Source organism: Desulfosporosinus acidiphilus SJ4 (assembly GCF_000255115.2).
Classification (GTDB): Bacteria; Bacillota; Desulfitobacteriia; order Desulfitobacteriales; family Desulfitobacteriaceae; genus Desulfosporosinus; species Desulfosporosinus acidiphilus.
Genome location: NC_018068.1, coordinates 474,078 through 491,558 on the forward strand (window position 1 = coordinate 474,078; position 17,481 = coordinate 491,558).

Genomic DNA, 17,481 nt, shown 5'->3' on the forward strand with positions numbered 1-17,481 from the left:
GACAGGCCGAAGACTTGTATGATATAATTTTAAAATTTTGACCAGGACATTGTTACTTGTTATAATGATAAGAAGGGGGTGGCTGAATGTTTAATGTTGGTGATAAAGTTGTCTATCCTATGCACGGTGCAGGGATCATTGAATCCATTGAGGAACGGGAAGTTCTCGGTGAAAAAAGCCAATATTATGTCATGCATTTGCCTGTGGGAAATATGAAGTTATTTATACCTTTAAAAAATGTTGAAAACTTAGGTTTGCGGCAAGTAATTTCTCCGACCATGGTTAAAGACGTGTTAGAGGTATTAAAAACGAAAGATACGGCAAATACCCTAGCCTGGAATCGGCGCTATCGTGCCAATCTGGAAAAGATTAAAAGTGGTAATATTTTTGAAGTAGCCAACGTAGTGCGCAGTCTTGCTCAAAGGGAAAGCGAAAAAGGGCTTTCTACCGGAGAAAAGAAGATGTATGAAAATGCCTGCCAGATCTTGATCAGTGAGCTTGTTCTGACGGAAGGATCTGAAGAAGATGCAGTGAGACAATGGCTCTCTAAAGCCCTAGCTTAAGGATTATTTTTCCTTTGCTTGAAAATAAATGGAATGGACAGTATAATTGGAAAGAATTTTAGTCAAACTATGATAAAAGGAGGTGAAATGATGATTCGCAATCTGATTCGCGGTATCATCACCCTGTTATTCGGTGCCATAGGTTTTTATGTGGATTACTTACTATTGCGTCTCGATGTTTTACAATCATTTCGATGGAGTTTTTCTCCTGTCTGGACCTATGTTACGATGATTTTATTATTTGCTAGTTTAGGTTTTCTGGTAGCTCCTATGATTATTCGTTCTGTTCTTAAACTAATGCGTTGGATGGATTCCCGCCTAACCAAGGTTCCAACCCATGATCTGATGGGCGGGACTATCGGTGGAATTATCGGACTTATTATTTCAAGTTTATTTAGTAATTCATTTATTATTATTCCCTTTTTTGGCCCCCTGCTGGCAGTGCTTTTGAGCCTTTTTTTAGGCTATCTGGGCTTTACGATAGGGATGAAACGCAAAGAGGATGTTTTAGGTTTTCTTAACTTTATTCCCAAATTTCGTGATCGCGGAGATAAACAAAAAGAATCTAAGGTGGGTCAGGTTTCTGAGAACGGTGAGAGTAAAGAACAGCATCCCAACTATAAGATTCTTGATACCAGCGTGATTATTGACGGCAGAATCGCCGATATTGTCAAAACGGGGTTTATTGAGGGAACCTTGCTTATTCCCAGCTTTGTCTTAGAGGAGCTTCGCCATATCGCTGATTCTTCAGACCTATTGAAGCGAAATCGTGGGCGTCGGGGTTTGGATATCCTAAATCAGATTTCCAAAGAAACGGCCATTAACGTTCATATACATGAGCAAGATTTCGAAGATATCAACGAAGTTGACAGCAAACTGGTGCGTTTAGGTCAAGTGCTGGATTCTCCGCTCTTAACGAATGATTACAATTTAAATAAGGTGGCAGAACTTCAAGGCGTAAAGGTTCTAAATATCAACGAATTGGCGAATTCTCTTAAACCTATTGTTTTGCCGGGAGAAGAGATGTTGGTTCAAGTGATGAAAGAAGGGAAAGAACCCGGGCAAGGTGTGGCCTATCTGGATGATGGTACTATGATCGTTGTGGATACCGGCCGCCGCTATATGGGTCAAAATATCACTGTCTTGGTCACCAGTGTCCTCCAGACAGCCGCCGGCCGCATGATTTTCGCGAAACCTAAAAGTTCTTTGGAAAAAAAGTCGATGGGTCTTCGTCCGACGGATGAGGTGAATGCGATTGGCTAATTTAGGCATCGTTATACCTGCAGCCGGTCAAGGCAAACGGATGGGGGCCGGATGCAATAAACAATTTCTGCAGCTAAAGGGACAACCGATTTTAATACATGCAGTCAGAGTGTTTCAAATGTCCGACTACGTCTCAGAAATAGTGATTGTTGGGGCGGAGAATGATCTTGCTTTGATCAAAGAACTTGTGGATCACTATAAACTGGATAAGGTAGTCAGTGTTTGTCAAGGTGGTGCCCAACGTCAAGATTCCGTTCGGTCAGGGGTGCTAGCCCTCAGTCCCGCTATTCAAAGAGTAGTGGTTCATGATGGGGCTAGGCCCCTTTTGACGCTGAAAGACTTTCACCGCTTTCTCCAAGAGGCGGAAGGATTTTCGGCCGCCATCATGGGGATTCAGGTTAAGGACACTATTAAACAGGTTAATAATTCCGGAATAGTGACAGACACACTGCCAAGAGAACTTTTAAGGGCTGTCCAAACACCCCAGATTTTTGAACGCAATAAATTAGAAGAAGCACATATGCGTGCGGCTTCAGTAGGATACTATGGCACGGACGATGCATCTTTGCTAGAATGGATAGGGTACCCTGTTCAGATGATCGAAGGATCATTAGAAAATATCAAAGTCACAACGCCGGAAGATCTCTGGCTTTCGGAACGAATTTTAGCAATGCGTGAAAAATAGATTGGGGTGTTGAAAATCAGAGTTGGAATAGGGTATGATGTACATGCCTTGGTAGAGGGAAGACCTTTGATTCTTGGGGGAGTAGAAATCCCTTATGAAAGGGGATTGCTCGGACATTCCGATGCGGATGTGTTAATTCATGCGCTTATGGATGCACTGCTTGGGGCTTTGGCTCAAGGAGATATTGGAGCTCATTTTCCCGATCATGATCCCCGTTACGCCGGAATTTCCAGCCTTCTCTTATTGGAACAGGTTGCTCAACTGATAAAAGGCCAAGGATATTGTATTGGAAATATTGACACTATCATTGTGGCAGAGCGTCCGAAACTTGCTCCCTTTATCCTTCAGATGCGCTCAAATCTTGCCCGGGCTTTGGAGATCGAGATCGGTTGTGTGTCAGTAAAAGCAACAACTACGGAACATTTGGGCTTTGAAGGACGCAGTGAAGGTATTGGGGCTCAGGCTATTGTTGGGTTAGAAAAAGATAAGGCCTAGAAACAGAGTTAGAACATATTTAAGGTGGTTTGTATGAAAGAAGTTAGGACAAGATTTGCCCCAAGCCCGACGGGCTATATGCATATTGGCAACTTAAGAACTGCTATCTATGAATATTTAATTGCCAAATCCCAGGGAGGGAAATTTTTACTGCGAGTTGAAGATACAGATCAGGCCCGTTTTGTTGAAGGGGCTGTGGAAGTTATATTAAAGACGCTTAATATTGTCGGGTTGAGGTATGACGAAGGACCGGATATTGGGGGACCTTATGGGCCCTACGTTCAAAGTCAACGCAAAGCAATCTACAAGGAATATGCCAATAAGCTCGTTGAGTTAAAAGGTGCTTATTATTGCTTTTGTTCTAAAGAAAGAACGGAAAGCTTAGGCAATGACAGCGAGTCTACTACAGTTCCGGCGAAACATAATTGTCAATGTAAGAATTTAAGTGCCCAAGAAGTCTCCGAAAAGTTTAGAAATCATGAATCCTATGTAGTGCGTCAATGGATTCCTGCGGAAGGTTCCACAGAGTTTCATGATCTTGTCTATGGAACGGTTTCCGTAGAAAATTCCGAACTTGATGAAGGCGTGCTCTTAAAATCCGATGGCCTTCCTACCTATAATTTTGCCAATGTTGTGGATGATCATTTGATGGAGATAACGCATGTTGTGAGAGGGTCGGAATACCTCTCGTCAACACCGAAATACAATTTACTTTATAAGTCCTTTGACTGGGATATTCCGGAGTATATTCATTTGCCGCCAATTATGAAGACGGCTGAAAAGAAACTGAGCAAGCGTGAAGGAGACGCCTCTTTTGAGGACTTCGTTTCCCAAGGTTATCTGCCTGAAGCTATCGTAAATTATATTGTCTTGTTGGGCTGGAATCCGGGGACTAATGAGGAGTTCTTTTCTCTTCAAGACCTTGAAAAGATATTTAATATTGCCGGTTTAAGCAAGTCACCGGCCATTTTCGATGTCAATAAATTAAAGTGGATGAACGGCGAATATTTGCGGAGATTGGGTCTGGAAGAATTTAATGATTTAGCCCTGCCTTACTATAAAGGTATCTCCGATGCTGAAATCGAATTAAAAAAGGTCAGCGCCTTATTGCAAAAGAGAATTGAAATTCTTAATGAAATTCCTGAGAAAGTTGATTTTTTAAAGAATCTTCCTGACTATGATATTAGCTTATTTGTGCATAAGAAAATGAAAACGGATGCAGTCAATTCTTTAAGTAGTTTGCAAGCTATTTGTGAAGCGATGGCTTCTCTCGAACCATGGGATCTGGAAGCAATTGAGGAAACTCTGACTAAGGTCATTTCTCAATTGGGAGTCAAAAACGGACAAGTCCTTTGGCCTTTGAGAACGGCTCTCTCCGGTAAAGAATCAAGTCCCGGAGGCGGTGCCGAATTGGCTGAATTGCTGGGCAAAAGGGAAACGCTGAGAAGAATAGAAGTAGGAATTAGTAAATTGAAAAATACCGTCCAATAAAAGGATAAGACCCCAAATAATTGACGATATGCTTTATTGACAGGGGCAGGAATGTATCCTATAATTGATCATTAATTAATAATTGGCGATGAAGAGAAAGAGTACAAAAAGGAATTGTCAGCAGCGAGGATGGGAAAGGTGTAAGCCATCGGCGAGGAATTTTTGGAAGTGCATCTCTGAGCAGAAGGGCAGAAAATGAAGTATGTCTTTCCGTAGTAACTGCGTTAAAGTTTTGAGTAGAAACGACTTTAGTCGTTTAATCAGAGTGGAACCGCGGAATTTTTCGTCTCTGGACGGAGATTCCGCTTTTTTGTACCCTATTTTAAGATGTCCGAATACGATGGAAAGGAAAGAGGTGTCTACCGGCGATGATATTTGGCCAAATCAGACGCGATATTCGCGTTATTTTTGAACGAGATCCTGCAGCTAAGAGTATTCTGGAGGTCATCGTTTGCTATCCGGGTTTTCACGCAGTACTTTTTCATCGGTTAGCCCATTGGTTATATCAACGTAAATTTGTGATCCTGCCGAGAATGATTTCCCAATTATCAAGGTTTCTGACAGGAATTGAGATTCATCCGGGGGCTAAAATTGGACAAGGCTTTTTTATTGACCATGGCAGCGGTGTAGTCATCGGTGAAACTGCGGAAGTTGGCGACAACGTTACTTTATATCAAGGTGTTACCTTAGGGGGGACCGGAAAAGAAAAAGGTAAACGGCATCCGACCATTGGCGATAATGTTGTTATTGGGGCCGGTGCCAAGATTTTAGGTTCATTCAAAGTTGGAGATAATGTTAAAATAGGAGCGGGTTCTGTGGTTAATAAATCCGTTCCCAGTGACACAACGGTCGTGGGTATACCGGGCAGGATTGTGCTTCATCGTGGGGTTCCTATTAAAGATCCCGATTTACGGCATGACGATCTGCCTGATCCGGTCAATGAAATGCTGAGATGCTTAATGCAGAGGGTAGAATACCTGGAACAACGCTTAAAAGAAGAGGAGAGTCGATGCAATGTCTTTGAGATTATTCAACACCATGACCCGACAAAAAGAGGAGTTTAAGTCCCGAGAGAGCGGGAAGGTTGCCATGTATGTCTGCGGACCGACAACCTATAATTTCTTCCATGCCGGGAATGCTCGAATGTTTGTTGTTTTTGACATGATACGGCGCTACTTCATGTATAAGGGGTATGATGTACGCTACGTGCAAAACTTTACGGATGTGGATGACAAAATAATTCAACGTGGTCATGTTGAGGGAATGGACCCTTTGGCCTTAGCTCAAAAGTATATTGATGAATATTTCAAGGATGCTAAAGCTCTTAACATTCTGCCGGCTACGGTTCATCCCAAGGCTACTGAACATATACCTGAAATGATCGAGATTATCCAAGGATTGATTGAAACGGGGCTCGCCTATGACGTCGATGGAGATGTGTACTTTGCTGTAGATCATTTTCCTAACTACGGGAAGCTCTCCGGCAGAACCTTAGAAGATATGAAGGCTGGGGCAAGGATTGAGGTGGATGAGCGAAAGCATCATCCCATGGATTTTGCTCTTTGGAAAAAGGCTAAACCAGGTGAACCGTCTTGGGAAAGTCCTTGGGGTTTGGGACGTCCCGGGTGGCATATTGAATGCACCGCCATGTCTTTGAAATATTTAGGGGCGGGCTTTGATATTCACGGCGGGGGAGGAGATTTGGTTTTCCCCCATCATGAAAATGAGATTGCTCAAACGGAAGGTTATTTAAATGGACAAACCTTCGCTCATTATTGGATGCATAATGCCTTTCTGACCATCAATCAGGAAAAGATGTCTAAGTCCTTGGGGAATTTCTTTACTACCCGGGAATTGTTGGCTAAAAATTCCGGAGAAGTCATTCGATTTTACTTGCTGGGAACACATTACCGAAGCCCGCTGGATTTTAACGATGAGAATTTGGGCATGGCTCAAAAAGGGCTTGAACGCTTACAAACGAGTGTTCGGTTAGCTCAGCAGGCCTTGGAGAGAACCGGCTCCGTTAGGAATGAAAGGATCGAAGAAGGATTGAAAAAGGCTGCTCAAGAAGCGCGGGAAGCTTTTGAGAAGGCAATGGATGATGATTTTAATTCTGCTTTAGCCTACGCGGCCCTTTTTGAACTGGCCAAGACGATGAATGGGTATGTTCAAGAACACCCCGTTTCTTCGCAAGCACTGGCAACGGCTCAAAAAACTCTCATCGAGTTGGGGGAAGTGTTGGGATTTGATCTTCTGCATCCTGCACAGGTTCAGGTGGAAAATGAGGAAATGCTCTCTAAGGTAATGGAACTCGTTCTTAAGATTCGTTCGAAAGCACGGCAGAAGAAAGATTGGGAGATGTCGGATTTTATTCGAGATGCCTTTAAGGCTGAGGGAATTGTTATTGAAGATACTCCCCAAGGTGCGAGTTGGAAAATTAAAGCTTGAAAGGTGACTTTATGCGCAGTTGGCAAGAAATGAACCCCTTAACCCTGGCGTATTTAGGGGATGCCGTTTACGAGCTTTGGGTCCGAACCCATTTGCTGGAGTCAGGGTATGAAAAAGTTAAGGACCTTCATAAACAAGCCATTAGTTACGTTCGTGCGGGGACCCAGGCACGGGTTTTACAAGCTTTGCTGCCGGAACTTGACGAGGTAGAGCATCAGGTGGTTTTGCGCGGACGCAATGCCAAGGGAGGTTATCCCAAAAATGTTGACGTGGTTACATATCGCCATGCAACGGCCTTCGAAAGTTTAGTTGGATACTGGCAGCTAACGGGACAAGTTCAGCGTATGCAATGGGCCTTTAGCCGAGTGGATGAAATTATGGGCGAAGGCCCAACAGAAGAGTCTTCAATGGAAAACCTTCTGGAGGAGTGAACCCGTACAGCTAAAGCTGAACATCGGGGCTTCGGTGACGAAAGTGTCCTGTGGACAGTTTCGCAGAAAGCGCCTAGCCAATAACAAATGCTATCGCGCTGATGGATAGACTCTACCCCCACCGAAGCAGAGAACGGGAACCACTCCCGCTTAAGAAGCGGGAGTCTCATGATTGGATGAATAGAGAAGAAAGAGGCTGTCGAAATGAGAGTAGATCTAATTCAATATACGCCAGATCCTGAAAAGGTGGTGGCTGCTGCTGCTCGTTTGTGCTATTCTGCAGATCCTGTGCCGGAACTTCTAGAACGATTAGATGATGAGAAAGTGGCCAACTTTGTTCGTAAGCTGCGTGATATGGGGCATCTTTCGCCCTTTGAACATGTGAGTTTTCAGTTTTCTATAGATGGAGTGTCCCGGGCCTTGTCTCATCAATTAGTGCGGCATAGAATTGCCAGTTACTCTCAACGCTCGCAACGCTATGTAAAAGAAAATGGCTTCGATTATGTCATACCGCCCAGCGTTCAACGAAAACCTGAGGCTATGGAGCGTTTTGAGAAGGCTATGGCCTACCTTCAAGAAGAATACCAGGCCTTGCAGTCTATGGTGCCTGCAGAGGATGCTCGCTTCGTTCTGCCTAATGCCTGCACTACCTCCCTGATGGCTACCTTTAACGCACGTTCTCTATTAAACTTTTTTGAGCACCGTACTTGTTTGAGGGCTCAATGGGAGATTCGCGGTTTAGCTGAGAGGATGCTGGACTTAGTACGTGAGGTGGCTCCCAATCTATTCAGTGAAGCAGGACCAACCTGTGTGACATTGGGAGTATGTCATCAAGGCGCCTATAGCTGCGGAAGATTACAAACCCTCAAAGGAAAGAAGACGTGAATAATATGAACGATGAAATCGTTTATGGCAAAAATCCGGTCATTGAGCTGCTGAAGAGCGGAAAACCTGTAAATAAAGTTCTTTTGCTCTCGGAAAATAAAAATCTAAGAAATCAAGAAATCATCTCTCATTTGGAAGAACGGAATATTCCCTATCAGTTTGTGACACGAGAGGTTCTCGACCGGCAAGCGCAGCGGGAGCGCCACCAGGGTATTTTGGCTTATGTTGCCGCCACAGAGTACGCTGAAGTAGAGGATATACTTGCTTTAGCGGAACAACGACGGGAAGATCCATTTATCTTAATGTTGGATGAAATTGAAGACCCACACAATTTAGGGGCATTGCTAAGAACGGTTGATGCCGTCGGGGCCCATGGGGTGATCATCCCAAAACGCCGCAGCGTTTCGTTAACCGGAACGGTTGCTAAGACTTCGGCCGGCGCGGTTGAACATGTTCTGGTGGCTCGTGTAAGCAACTTGGTCCAAACGATTAAGGAATTGAAGAAGAAGGGATGTTGGGTGTCTGGTGCGGAAGCCGGGGGGCAGGATGTTTTTTCGGCGGATCTCACAGGCCCGCGTGTTATTGTCATTGGCAGTGAAGGCAGGGGGATCAGCCGCTTGCTGAGGGAGAATTGTGATGAGCTTGTCAGTTTGCCTATGAATGGTAAGGTTACGTCCCTAAACGCCAGCGTTGCAGGCTCTCTCGTGCTTTATGAGGTTCTCAGGCAACGAAGATATTCTAAGTGAACTCGTTCGGCTAAAGCTGAATGACAGCAACTTATTTGAAGAATGTAAAAATTAGACTTGAAAGATTGGACATCACTGGTTATGATACTTCTAATGGATAAAGTCACTGTCTTATAATATTTGACTCCGAACATCCAATATCGTGTCTCAAATCCGGCCCATGCGACAGAACAACAAAAACTTCGCCTTGACGCTCTTCTTCAGGGTCGGGTATAATGAGAATGTTCCCGTGGACAAGGGCTAGGCGAGATTGCGTCTTCTTCATGACGACATTGTAGGGGGGATCAACTTGACTTTTCAAGCCCAACCAGAACTACCAGAGTGCGAAATCATCGACATTATCGTAGATGAAGAGATGGTTGAGCTTGCCAAGGAAGGCGACGCTGCTGCACTAGAGTATCTGATCAACAAATATAAGAACTTCGTTAGGGCAAAGGCTCGTTCCTATTTTCTCATAGGAGCGGATCGCGAAGATATTATTCAAGAAGGAATGATTGGACTCTATAAGGCCATAAGAGACTTTCGCGGCGATAAACTCTCATCGTTCAGGGCATTTGCGGAGTTATGTATAACCCGCCAGATTATCACTGCCATTAAGACAGCTACAAGGCAGAAACACATTCCACTAAACTCCTATGTCTCTCTCAATAAGCCGATATATGACGAAGATTCCGACCGGACGCTTCTTGATGTTATCTCAGGGACTCGTATTACGGATCCGGAAGAACTGATTATCAGCCGTGAGGAATTTGACGACATTGAAGAGAAGATGGGTGAGATCCTCAGTTCCTTAGAATGGAAGGTGCTGATGTCTTATTTAGAAGGGAAATCTTACCAGGAAATTGCTGTTGATTTAAAAAGACATGTGAAATCAATCGATAACGCGTTACAGAGAGTGAAGAGGAAACTTGAACGCTATCTCGAACGCCGGGATGGATAATTTTACATAGATTCCTGGTGAAATAAATACTTGCATTTCTCGACAAAAGATGTTAACTTATAAAAGTGTCAATCAGAGGAAACTCTGATAACCAAAATGCCAACGTAGCTCAATTGGTAGAGCAGCTGATTTGTAATCAGCAGGTTGCGGGTTCGAGTCCCATCGTTGGCTCCATTTATTTTGAAGCTTAAAGGCAGCACTGCTGTCTTTTTTATTTCGTCGCTAGCCGAGTTTTCTTTAGACACACTCGTCGTTTTCTTGACAGAGAAATCAACTTGTGATAAAGTACTTGAGTAATGGAATAAATGCAGGGATTTACTGTTTGTCTGGGAGGTGTTCGTGAATGCGTGTTGGCATTATTTTAGCGTGTACGGATTGCAAGCACCGTAACTATGCTACGATGAAAAATAAGAAAAATAATCCTGATCGTTTGGAAGTCCAAAAGTATTGTAAGTTCTGCAAAAGCCATACTCTCCATAAAGAAACCAAGTAATTTTTTTTTGTGACGTTTTAAACTGTACGCCTGGAAGCGTTGTCACAATGTCGAGGACACCTATGTCGTTTAAGGATGTGAAGTGATGGGCGCGTTGAAAAAACCAGCCAATACTCAGAAACAAGCAGATAAGACCAAAGAGTATTTCCGCGGAGTTCTGAGCGAATTAAAAAAAGTTCACTGGCCGAGCCGCAAACAATTATTGGCCTATACGGGCGTTGTTTTTGTTGCGGTGGGGATTGTTTCTATTCTCATGTGGGTTGTGGACGGCGGTTTAAGTATTGCCTTAACCAAGCTAGTGCCCTAAACTGCAAGTTTCCGCGGCAGTGTCTGAGGAGGTCCCTGAGAAATGGCGAAAGACTGGTTTGTTATTCACACGTACTCGGGTTACGAAAATAAAGTCAAGATGAATCTCGAAAAGCGCGTTGAATCCATGAATATGGAGGAGAAAATCTTTCGCGTTCTTGTTCCTATGGAAGATGAAGTTGAGTTCAAGAATGGGAAAGAAAAGGTGACAAAGCGCAAGGTTTATCCGGGATATGTTCTTGTTGAAATGGAAATGACGGATGATTCTTGGTATGTTGTTCGCAACACACCAGGAGTTACAGGCTTCGTCGGGACAGGAACAAAGCCGATACCGCTCCTTGACCAGGAGGTCATTCAGATTCTCCAACAAATGGGAATGGATGATCTGCGGGCTAAAATTGATTTCGAGGTTAATCAAACTGTCCAGGTTATTGCCGGACCGTTTAAAGACTTTGTTGGCGTAGTTCGCGAAATACTGCCGGATAAAGGCAAGCTGCGTGTGGAAGTATCGATGTTTGGAAGAGAGACGCCTGTGGAATTAGATTTCGGACAGGTACAAAAACTCGACTAAAATAGGAATTACTCTATCAAGGAGGTGTTAAACAATGGCGAAGAAAGTAATTGGTCTCGTTAAATTAGCAATCACTGCAGGCAAAGCTACACCGGCACCTCCGGTTGGTCCGGCTCTCGGTCAACATGGTGTCAATATTATGGCCTTCTGCAAAGAGTACAATGAGCGTACTAAGGATCAAGCTGGGCTCATTATTCCGGTGGAAATTACGGTTTATGAAGATCGTTCCTTTACCTTTATAACCAAAACGCCGCCGGCATCTGTTTTGCTCAAAAAGATGACCAATATTAATTCGGGTTCCTCTGAACCAAATCGTAAGAAGGTTGCTACGATTACAAAATCAAAAGTGCGCGAAATTGCGGACATTAAGATGAAGGATCTGAATGCTGCAAGCGTTGAAGCTGCTATGCGGATGGTTGAAGGTACTGCCAGAAGTATGGGTATCGATGTTGTTGAAGGTTAACAATTAATTGTGGGAGGGCTTGGCCCGCATAACCACAGGAGGTAAAAAGAATGGCTAAGGTTGGAAAAAGATATCAAGAGGCCGTAAAAGCCTTTGATCGCACAGGATATTACGAACCCCTTGAAGCATTCGCGATCGTAAAGGCTAATGCCAAAGCAAAATTTGATGAAACTATCGAAGTTGCTTTCAAGTTAGGAATTGACACTCGTCATGCGGACCAACAAATTCGTGGTGCTATTGTGCTCCCGCATGGAACAGGTAAAACCCGTTCTGTTTTGGTTTTTGCTAAGGGTGACAAGGCTAAGGAAGCTGAGGCAGCAGGTGCTGATTTTGTTGGTGCCGAAGACATGATCGCGAAGATTGAGCAAGGTTGGTTTGGATTTGATGTTGTCGTGGCGACTCCGGATATGATGGGAATGGTCGGTAAATTAGGTCGGGTACTCGGACCTAAAGGCTTAATGCCAAACCCCAAGACCGGTACCGTAACTCCGGACGTAACTCGTGCAATCAGAGAAATCAAAGCTGGTAAGATTGAGTATCGTGCTGAAAAAGCTGGAATTATCCACGCTCCTATAGGCAAAGCTTCTTTCAGTGCTGAGCAACTGTTCGAGAACTACCGCACTTTAGGGGAAACCATTCAAAAAGCAAAACCTGCCGCTGCCAAAGGTCAGTACATCCGCAGTATTACAGTGAGCTCGACTATGGGACCCGGCGTAAGCATCAACCCCGCAAAGGCTCTTTAAAAGTTGTCTTGACAGTAGCCTACAATGAGGGTAAACTTATCAGGAATATAATATCCGCTGTAGAAAGCAGGCGCCTTAGTGCTTAATTTCCTGCCGAGGTTGGAATACGTGCCGATTGATATTACTTGGCATTCTTAACCTCTGCAGCTGCGGAGGTTTTTTGCTGAGTTGCCCTATAGGAAGGAGGTACACAAAATGCCCAATATCGAAGAAAAAAGTCAGGTTGTCGCAGAGATTAAAGAAAAGTTTCAACAATCTACAGGGGTTGTTTTGGCGGATTATCGCGGGCTGACTGTGGCTGAAGTAACTAAATTACGTACTCAGCTTCGTCAAGCCGGTGTAGAGTATAAGGTTCTCAAAAATACTCTGGTACGCCGAGCTGCTCAAGAAGTAGGAGTTGAAGGCCTTGAGACATACTTAGAAGGTCCTACAGCCCTGGCTTTTAGTAAAGATCCTGTTGCTCCTGCTAAAATTTTAATGGATTTTGCCAAAGCAAATAAACTTAAAAACTTTGCCATTAAGGCCGGAGTTTTAGAAGGCAAAGTCATTGGACCTGAAGGCGTTAAAGAACTTGCTGATCTGCCATCACGAGAAGTATTGCTGGCCATGGTTCTGCGCGGTATGCAAGCGCCTCTGGCTGGTATGGCCAATGTTCTTCAAGGACCTATTCGCAAAATGGGTTATGCTCTCGAAGAAGTGCGTAAGCTCAAAGAAGCTCAATAATAATTATTGAAATCTAAAATGTGTGTAATTTAAGGAGGAAATAAACAATGTCTAAAGTAAATGAAATTCTCGAAGCAGTTAAAGGGTTAACTGTCCTCGAACTCTCTGAACTCGTCAAAGCTTTTGAAACCGAATTTGGTGTCAGTGCAGCTGCTCCTGTGGCTGTCGCAGCTCCTGGCGCAGCTGCAGCTGCCGGTGGTGCTGAAGCAGCTGAAGAGAAAACTGAATTTGACGTTATTCTCACCAATTGCGGCGCTTCCAAAATTAATGTTATCAAAGTTGTCCGCGAAGTAACCGGCTTAGGTCTGAAAGAAGCTAAAGATCTCGTAGATAATGCTCCGAAGCCTGTTAAAGAAAAAGTCTCTAAGGATGAGGCTGAATCCATTAAAACTAAATTGACTGAAGCCGGCGCAACTGTCGACGTGAAATAGTTTAGAGAATGATAAGAAGGTGCTCTCTAAGAAGAGAGCGCCTTCTTTATTATACTAAAATAAATATGATTTTCAGTTATATAACTGACATTTCCATAATTAGTGCCATATCTTCATTATTTATTATTCGCTTCCCTGAAGATTTTCTTGACACCGAATAATGGATTTGGTATAATTTATAAATGTTACCATACATAGATTAAGGTATTTGCTTGATTCTTCCATGCTATGGCATAATTTGAAAGCATTGGATAATAAGGAGATAAGTAGTTTGGAATTGTCACGATGATGCGGAATACCATAGATAGTTTAAGCGAGGTTTTATTAAAAGGCCTTGCTTTTGGCTGTCTATGTCAATATATTAGACCTCAATGAGAGAAATGCGCACTGAGGGGTGAAGCGTTAATGTTCTATCCTGTTAAGGTAGGGGTTCGGGAGCGCTGGAGTTATTCCAGAATCCGTGAAGTCCTTGACATGCCAAATCTAATTGAAATCCAGCAGAACTCCTATCGTTGGTTTCTTGATGAGGGGCTGCGCGATATGTTTCGCGATATCTCTCCCATTCAAGACTTTACCGGCAATCTCGTTTTAGAATTTATCGATTACAGCTTAGGAGAACCAAAGTACCAGGTTGAGGAGTGTAAAGAACGCGATGTGACTTTTGCCGCTCCACTGCGGGTAAAAGTACGCCTTATCAACAAAGAAACCGGTGAAGTTAAAGAACAAGAAGTCTTTATGGGTGATTTTCCTCTGATGACAGACAAGGGTACCTTTATTATCAACGGTGCTGAACGTGTCATTGTCAGTCAGCTTGTTCGTTCGCCTGGCGTATACTATGCGGAACAGATTGATCCGAGTGGTAAGAAACTTTATGGGGCTACGGTGATACCAAACCGTGGAGCCTGGCTAGAATTTGAATCGGATATTAATGATAATATTTTTGTGAGGGTTGACCGGACTCGCAAACTGCCCGGAACCGTGCTGATTCGGGCTTTGGGGTATTCCAGCAACGGTCAGATTTTAGAACTGTTTAATGACAATGAATATATTCGTGCGACCCTGGAAAGAGACAACTCTGAGTCTACGGAAGAAGCTTTGGTTGAAATCTATAAGCGATTGAGACCGGGAGAACCTCCTACTGTGGATAGTGCCCGATCTCTGCTGGAAGCTCTCTTTTTTGATGCCAAGCGGTATGATCTGGCGAAGGTTGGCCGTTATAAGCTCAATAAGAAATTAGGCCTGGATATACCCATGGAAGTCCGTCATCTGACTCGCGGGGATATCGTGGCGAGCATTCAGCGCATGCTTGACCTCATGGATGGGGAAGGGTATAAAGACGACATTGACCATTTAGGAAATCGTCGTTTGCGTTCCGTGGGAGAATTGCTCCAGAATCAATTTCGCATCGGCTTATCCAGAATGGAACGCGTCGTTCGTGAACGGATGACTATTCAGGATGTTGAAGTCATTACGCCTCAGGTTTTAATAAACATTCGTCCTGTTGTGGCAGCCATCAAGGAGTTTTTTGGCAGCAGCCAATTGTCACAGTTCATGGATCAGACCAATCCTCTGGCAGAGTTGACGCATAAACGGCGTTTAAGCGCTTTGGGACCTGGGGGATTAAGCCGTGAACGGGCAGGGTTTGAGGTTCGTGACGTTCACCACTCCCACTATGGTCGTATGTGTCCTGTAGAGACTCCTGAAGGGCCGAACATCGGCTTAATTGGCTCATTAAGTACTTTTGGGCGTATTAATCCTTATGGATTTATTGAAGCGCCCTATCGCAAAGTGGATAAAGAGAACGGCCGTGTTCTCGATGAAATCCATTATCTAACGGCTGATGAAGAGGAAAAATACGTTGTTGCCCAGGCGAATGCACCTCTTGATGAAGACGGAAACTTCCTTTTAGATAAAATCGATGGGCGGCATGGCCCTGATTTCGTGCATGTATCGCCAAATCAAGTGGACTATATGGACGTATCGCCAAAACAAATGGTCTCGATAGCCACGGCACTGATTCCCTTCTTGGAGCATGATGACGCAAACCGTGCACTTATGGGTTCAAACATGCAGCGTCAAGCAGTTCCGCTATTACGTACGGATTCTCCGTATGTGGGAACGGGCATGGAGTACAAAACGGCTAAAGATTCAGGAGTTTGTGCTATCACAAAACAAGCAGGGGTTGTGCAGCGGGCAACTGCGGATGACATTGTAGTTCTCCACGACGACGGAACTACGGAACGTCACAAGCTGCTCAAATATCTGCGCTCTAACCAAGGAACTTGTATTAATCAGCGCCCTATTGTCAAGAAGGGTGATAAAGTCGAGGCTAATCAGATTATTGCTGACGGGCCATCTACCGACCACGGCGAACTTGCTTTGGGACGAAATGTCTTAGTAGCCTTCATGACTTGGGAAGGTTATAACTATGAAGATGCTATTCTGATTAATGAAAAGCTTGTGCGGGAAGATTATTATACATCCATTCATATTGAGGAATATGAATCCGATGCTCGGGATACGAAACTTGGACCGGAAGAAATCACTCGAGATATTCCCAATGTCGGAGAAGATGTCCTGAAGGATCTCGATGAGCGCGGTATTATCCGCATCGGGGCAGAAGTTCGCCCTGGGGATATCCTGGTTGGTAAAGTAACCCCGAAAGGGGAAACGGAACTGACGGCAGAAGAACGATTGCTGCGCGCAATTTTCGGCGAGAAGGCCCGTGAGGTTCGGGATACTTCTTTGCGGGTTCCCCATGGAGAAGCAGGGAAGATCGTTGATGTCAAAGTCTTTACCCGGGAAAACGGAGATGAGCTGTCACCGGGTGTTAATCAACTTGTTCGGGTGTATATTGCTCAGAAACGTAAGATTTCCGTGGGTGATAAGGTTGCAGGACGGCACGGAAACAAAGGGGTTATTTCCCGAATTATGCGTCAGGAGGATATGCCCTTCATGCCGGATGGTACACCAATCGAGGTAGTTTTGAATCCTCTGGGTGTTCCTTCACGGATGAATATCGGGCAAGTTCTGGAAACACATTTGGGCTGGGCTGCTAAAGCTCTGGGTCTGCGCATTGCTACTCCTGTTTTTGACGGTGCACGTGAGGAAGATATTTTCGAAACCTTGGAAAAGGCCGGACTTCCTAAAGACGGCAAGACGATGCTCTATGACGGGCGTACGGGAGTTCCTTTTGACAGTAAGATTACAGTGGGCTATATGTATGTGCTGAAGCTCCACCATTTGGTTGACGACAAAATCCATGCTCGTTCCACCGGACCGTATTCCTTAGTAACTCAACAACCCTTAGGTGGAAAGGCACAGTTCGGCGGGCAGCGTTTTGGAGAGATGGAAGTTTGGGCCCTGGAAGCCTATGGAGCATCCTATACTCTCCAAGAAATCCTGACTGTCAAATCAGACGATGTTGTCGGGCGTGTTAAGACTTATGAAGCTATTGTTAAAGGTGAGAATATCCCTGAACCGGGAATTCCTGAATCCTTTAAAGTATTAATTAAAGAAATGCAGAGTTTAGGATTAGATGTACGAGTTCTTTCCTCTGATGATCAGGAAATTGAGATTCATGATACGGATGAGGATATCGCGGAAACGGCTAAAGAACTTGGTATTGATCTGCATGAGGAAATTGCGCCGACCGGCCCCCGTCTCGTTGAAACCGAAGATGAGGATGAAGAAGAAGCCGTGGATGAAGAAGACCCTCTTGATGATCTGAATGAAGAAGTCCTTGAAGAAGAGGATTTGGATCTTGACGATCTCAAATAGTCCCCCGGACGAAAGGAGCGATAA

20 protein-coding genes, 1 tRNA gene and 2 other annotated features are annotated in these 17,481 nt (G+C 44.3%); of the genes, 20 read left to right on the forward strand and 1 reads right to left on the reverse strand.

Features of this window, described 5'->3' with window-relative positions; all coding sequences use genetic code 11:
* Nucleotides 1–86 precede the first annotated feature (86 nt).
* From DESACI_RS02260 to rlmB, 10 genes are all read left to right on the forward strand, one after another.
* A complete protein-coding gene (locus tag DESACI_RS02260; protein ID WP_014825543.1) occupies nt 87–563 on the forward strand; it encodes a CarD family transcriptional regulator in 477 nt (158 codons plus the stop codon).
* Between the two features lie 90 nt (nt 564–653).
* Nucleotides 654–1,826: a PIN/TRAM domain-containing protein gene (locus DESACI_RS02265; RefSeq protein ID WP_014825544.1), complete on the forward strand. Its 1,173-nt coding sequence runs from the start codon at nt 654–656 to the stop codon at nt 1,824–1,826.
* Nucleotides 1,819–2,511, forward strand: coding sequence for a 2-C-methyl-D-erythritol 4-phosphate cytidylyltransferase (gene ispD / locus DESACI_RS02270; protein WP_014825545.1), 693 nt, complete (start codon nt 1,819–1,821; stop codon nt 2,509–2,511). The genes DESACI_RS02265 and ispD overlap by 8 nt, the downstream gene beginning before the upstream one ends.
* 9 nt (nt 2,512–2,520) lie before the next feature.
* Complete coding sequence (gene ispF, locus DESACI_RS02275) at nt 2,521–3,006, forward strand: 2-C-methyl-D-erythritol 2,4-cyclodiphosphate synthase (protein WP_014825546.1); 486 nt, start codon at nt 2,521–2,523, stop codon at nt 3,004–3,006.
* A 33-nt stretch (nt 3,007–3,039) separates the two neighbouring features.
* Nucleotides 3,040–4,497 carry a glutamate--tRNA ligase gene (gene gltX, locus DESACI_RS02280; protein WP_014825547.1) on the forward strand — a complete coding sequence of 486 codons (1,458 nt, stop codon included), beginning with the start codon at nt 3,040–3,042 and terminating at the stop codon, nt 4,495–4,497.
* A gap of 79 nt (nt 4,498–4,576) precedes the next feature.
* Nucleotides 4,577–4,791, forward strand: a binding site (T-box leader).
* Nucleotides 4,792–4,865: 74 nt separating this feature from the next.
* Nucleotides 4,866–5,561: a serine O-acetyltransferase gene (cysE, locus tag DESACI_RS02285; protein ID WP_014825548.1), complete on the forward strand. Its 696-nt coding sequence runs from the start codon at nt 4,866–4,868 to the stop codon at nt 5,559–5,561.
* A complete protein-coding gene (cysS, locus tag DESACI_RS02290; RefSeq protein ID WP_014825549.1) occupies nt 5,512–6,945 on the forward strand; it encodes a cysteine--tRNA ligase in 1,434 nt (477 codons plus the stop codon). Before cysE ends, cysS begins: the two co-directional genes overlap by 50 nt.
* A gap of 11 nt (nt 6,946–6,956) precedes the next feature.
* Nucleotides 6,957–7,376: a Mini-ribonuclease 3 gene (locus tag DESACI_RS02295; protein ID WP_014825550.1), complete on the forward strand. Its 420-nt coding sequence runs from the start codon at nt 6,957–6,959 to the stop codon at nt 7,374–7,376.
* 204 nt (nt 7,377–7,580) lie between these two features.
* Nucleotides 7,581–8,261: an FAD-dependent thymidylate synthase gene (gene thyX, locus DESACI_RS02300; protein ID WP_014825551.1), complete on the forward strand. Its 681-nt coding sequence runs from the start codon at nt 7,581–7,583 to the stop codon at nt 8,259–8,261.
* Between the two features lie 5 nt (nt 8,262–8,266).
* Nucleotides 8,267–9,007, forward strand: coding sequence for a 23S rRNA (guanosine(2251)-2'-O)-methyltransferase RlmB (rlmB, locus tag DESACI_RS02305; RefSeq protein ID WP_041276218.1), 741 nt, complete (start codon nt 8,267–8,269; stop codon nt 9,005–9,007).
* A 103-nt stretch (nt 9,008–9,110) separates the two neighbouring features.
* Here the strand turns inward: rlmB and DESACI_RS24680 are convergent, their stop codons facing one another.
* On the reverse strand, nt 9,111–9,272 hold the full coding sequence (locus DESACI_RS24680) for a hypothetical protein (protein ID WP_207643908.1): 162 nt from the start codon (nt 9,270–9,272) through the stop codon (nt 9,111–9,113).
* Between the two features lie 24 nt (nt 9,273–9,296).
* On the opposite strand from DESACI_RS24680, the gene sigH reads away from it, so the two are divergent.
* The 10 genes from sigH (at nt 9,297) to rpoB (ending at nt 17,457) form a co-directional block, all read left to right on the forward strand.
* Entirely contained in the window at nt 9,297–9,947 is a 651-nt protein-coding gene (sigH, locus tag DESACI_RS02310; protein ID WP_014825553.1) for an RNA polymerase sporulation sigma factor SigH, read from the forward strand.
* Between the two features lie 98 nt (nt 9,948–10,045).
* Nucleotides 10,046–10,121: transfer RNA gene (locus DESACI_RS02315), tRNA-Thr, on the forward strand.
* A 169-nt stretch (nt 10,122–10,290) separates the two neighbouring features.
* Nucleotides 10,291–10,440, forward strand: coding sequence for a 50S ribosomal protein L33 (gene rpmG / locus DESACI_RS02320; protein WP_014825554.1), 150 nt, complete (start codon nt 10,291–10,293; stop codon nt 10,438–10,440).
* 85 nt (nt 10,441–10,525) lie between these two features.
* Nucleotides 10,526–10,747 (forward strand): preprotein translocase subunit SecE, encoded by a 222-nt coding sequence (gene secE, locus DESACI_RS02325; protein ID WP_014825555.1) that lies wholly within the window; start codon nt 10,526–10,528, stop codon nt 10,745–10,747.
* A 42-nt stretch (nt 10,748–10,789) separates the two neighbouring features.
* Entirely contained in the window at nt 10,790–11,317 is a 528-nt protein-coding gene (nusG, locus tag DESACI_RS02330) for a transcription termination/antitermination protein NusG (protein ID WP_014825556.1), read from the forward strand.
* A 34-nt stretch (nt 11,318–11,351) separates the two neighbouring features.
* The gene (gene rplK / locus DESACI_RS02335) at nt 11,352–11,780 is read left to right on the forward strand and encodes a 50S ribosomal protein L11 (protein WP_014825557.1); all 429 of its coding nucleotides are present in this window, start codon (nt 11,352–11,354) and stop codon (nt 11,778–11,780) included.
* Between the two features lie 50 nt (nt 11,781–11,830).
* Nucleotides 11,831–12,523 carry a 50S ribosomal protein L1 gene (gene rplA, locus DESACI_RS02340; protein WP_014825558.1) on the forward strand — a complete coding sequence of 231 codons (693 nt, stop codon included), beginning with the start codon at nt 11,831–11,833 and terminating at the stop codon, nt 12,521–12,523.
* 39 nt (nt 12,524–12,562) lie between these two features.
* Nucleotides 12,563–12,694 (forward strand) — a sequence feature (ribosomal protein L10 leader region).
* A 24-nt stretch (nt 12,695–12,718) separates the two neighbouring features.
* Nucleotides 12,719–13,246, forward strand: coding sequence for a 50S ribosomal protein L10 (gene rplJ / locus DESACI_RS02345; RefSeq protein ID WP_014825559.1), 528 nt, complete (start codon nt 12,719–12,721; stop codon nt 13,244–13,246).
* Between the two features lie 47 nt (nt 13,247–13,293).
* Complete coding sequence (gene rplL / locus DESACI_RS02350; protein WP_014825560.1) at nt 13,294–13,677, forward strand: 50S ribosomal protein L7/L12; 384 nt, start codon at nt 13,294–13,296, stop codon at nt 13,675–13,677.
* 405 nt (nt 13,678–14,082) lie between these two features.
* Nucleotides 14,083–17,457 (forward strand): DNA-directed RNA polymerase subunit beta, encoded by a 3,375-nt coding sequence (gene rpoB, locus DESACI_RS02355; protein ID WP_014825561.1) that lies wholly within the window; start codon nt 14,083–14,085, stop codon nt 17,455–17,457.
* The last annotated feature ends 24 nt before the right edge of the window (nt 17,458–17,481 follow it).

What these genes read in the sequence shown, in the direction of transcription:
- DESACI_RS24680 (WP_207643908.1), bottom strand. Translation starts at nt 9,272, where the DNA reads ATGAAGAAGACGCAATCTCGCCTAGCCCTTGTCCACGGGAACATTCTC.
- rplK (WP_014825557.1), top strand. Translation starts at nt 11,352, where the DNA reads ATGGCGAAGAAAGTAATTGGTCTCGTTAAATTAGCAATCACTGCAGGC.
- secE (WP_014825555.1), top strand. Translation starts at nt 10,526, where the DNA reads ATGGGCGCGTTGAAAAAACCAGCCAATACTCAGAAACAAGCAGATAAG.
- rpmG (WP_014825554.1), top strand. Translation starts at nt 10,291, where the DNA reads ATGCGTGTTGGCATTATTTTAGCGTGTACGGATTGCAAGCACCGTAAC.
- DESACI_RS02260 (WP_014825543.1), top strand. Translation starts at nt 87, where the DNA reads ATGTTTAATGTTGGTGATAAAGTTGTCTATCCTATGCACGGTGCAGGG.
- rplL (WP_014825560.1), top strand. Translation starts at nt 13,294, where the DNA reads ATGTCTAAAGTAAATGAAATTCTCGAAGCAGTTAAAGGGTTAACTGTC.
- thyX (WP_014825551.1), top strand. Translation starts at nt 7,581, where the DNA reads ATGAGAGTAGATCTAATTCAATATACGCCAGATCCTGAAAAGGTGGTG.
- cysE (WP_014825548.1), top strand. Translation starts at nt 4,866, where the DNA reads ATGATATTTGGCCAAATCAGACGCGATATTCGCGTTATTTTTGAACGA.
- DESACI_RS02295 (WP_014825550.1), top strand. Translation starts at nt 6,957, where the DNA reads ATGCGCAGTTGGCAAGAAATGAACCCCTTAACCCTGGCGTATTTAGGG.
- gltX (WP_014825547.1), top strand. Translation starts at nt 3,040, where the DNA reads ATGAAAGAAGTTAGGACAAGATTTGCCCCAAGCCCGACGGGCTATATG.
- rplJ (WP_014825559.1), top strand. Translation starts at nt 12,719, where the DNA reads ATGCCCAATATCGAAGAAAAAAGTCAGGTTGTCGCAGAGATTAAAGAA.
- rpoB (WP_014825561.1), top strand. Translation starts at nt 14,083, where the DNA reads ATGTTCTATCCTGTTAAGGTAGGGGTTCGGGAGCGCTGGAGTTATTCC.
- rlmB (WP_041276218.1), top strand. Translation starts at nt 8,267, where the DNA reads ATGAACGATGAAATCGTTTATGGCAAAAATCCGGTCATTGAGCTGCTG.
- nusG (WP_014825556.1), top strand. Translation starts at nt 10,790, where the DNA reads ATGGCGAAAGACTGGTTTGTTATTCACACGTACTCGGGTTACGAAAAT.
- rplA (WP_014825558.1), top strand. Translation starts at nt 11,831, where the DNA reads ATGGCTAAGGTTGGAAAAAGATATCAAGAGGCCGTAAAAGCCTTTGAT.
- cysS (WP_014825549.1), top strand. Translation starts at nt 5,512, where the DNA reads ATGTCTTTGAGATTATTCAACACCATGACCCGACAAAAAGAGGAGTTT.
- DESACI_RS02265 (WP_014825544.1), top strand. Translation starts at nt 654, where the DNA reads ATGATTCGCAATCTGATTCGCGGTATCATCACCCTGTTATTCGGTGCC.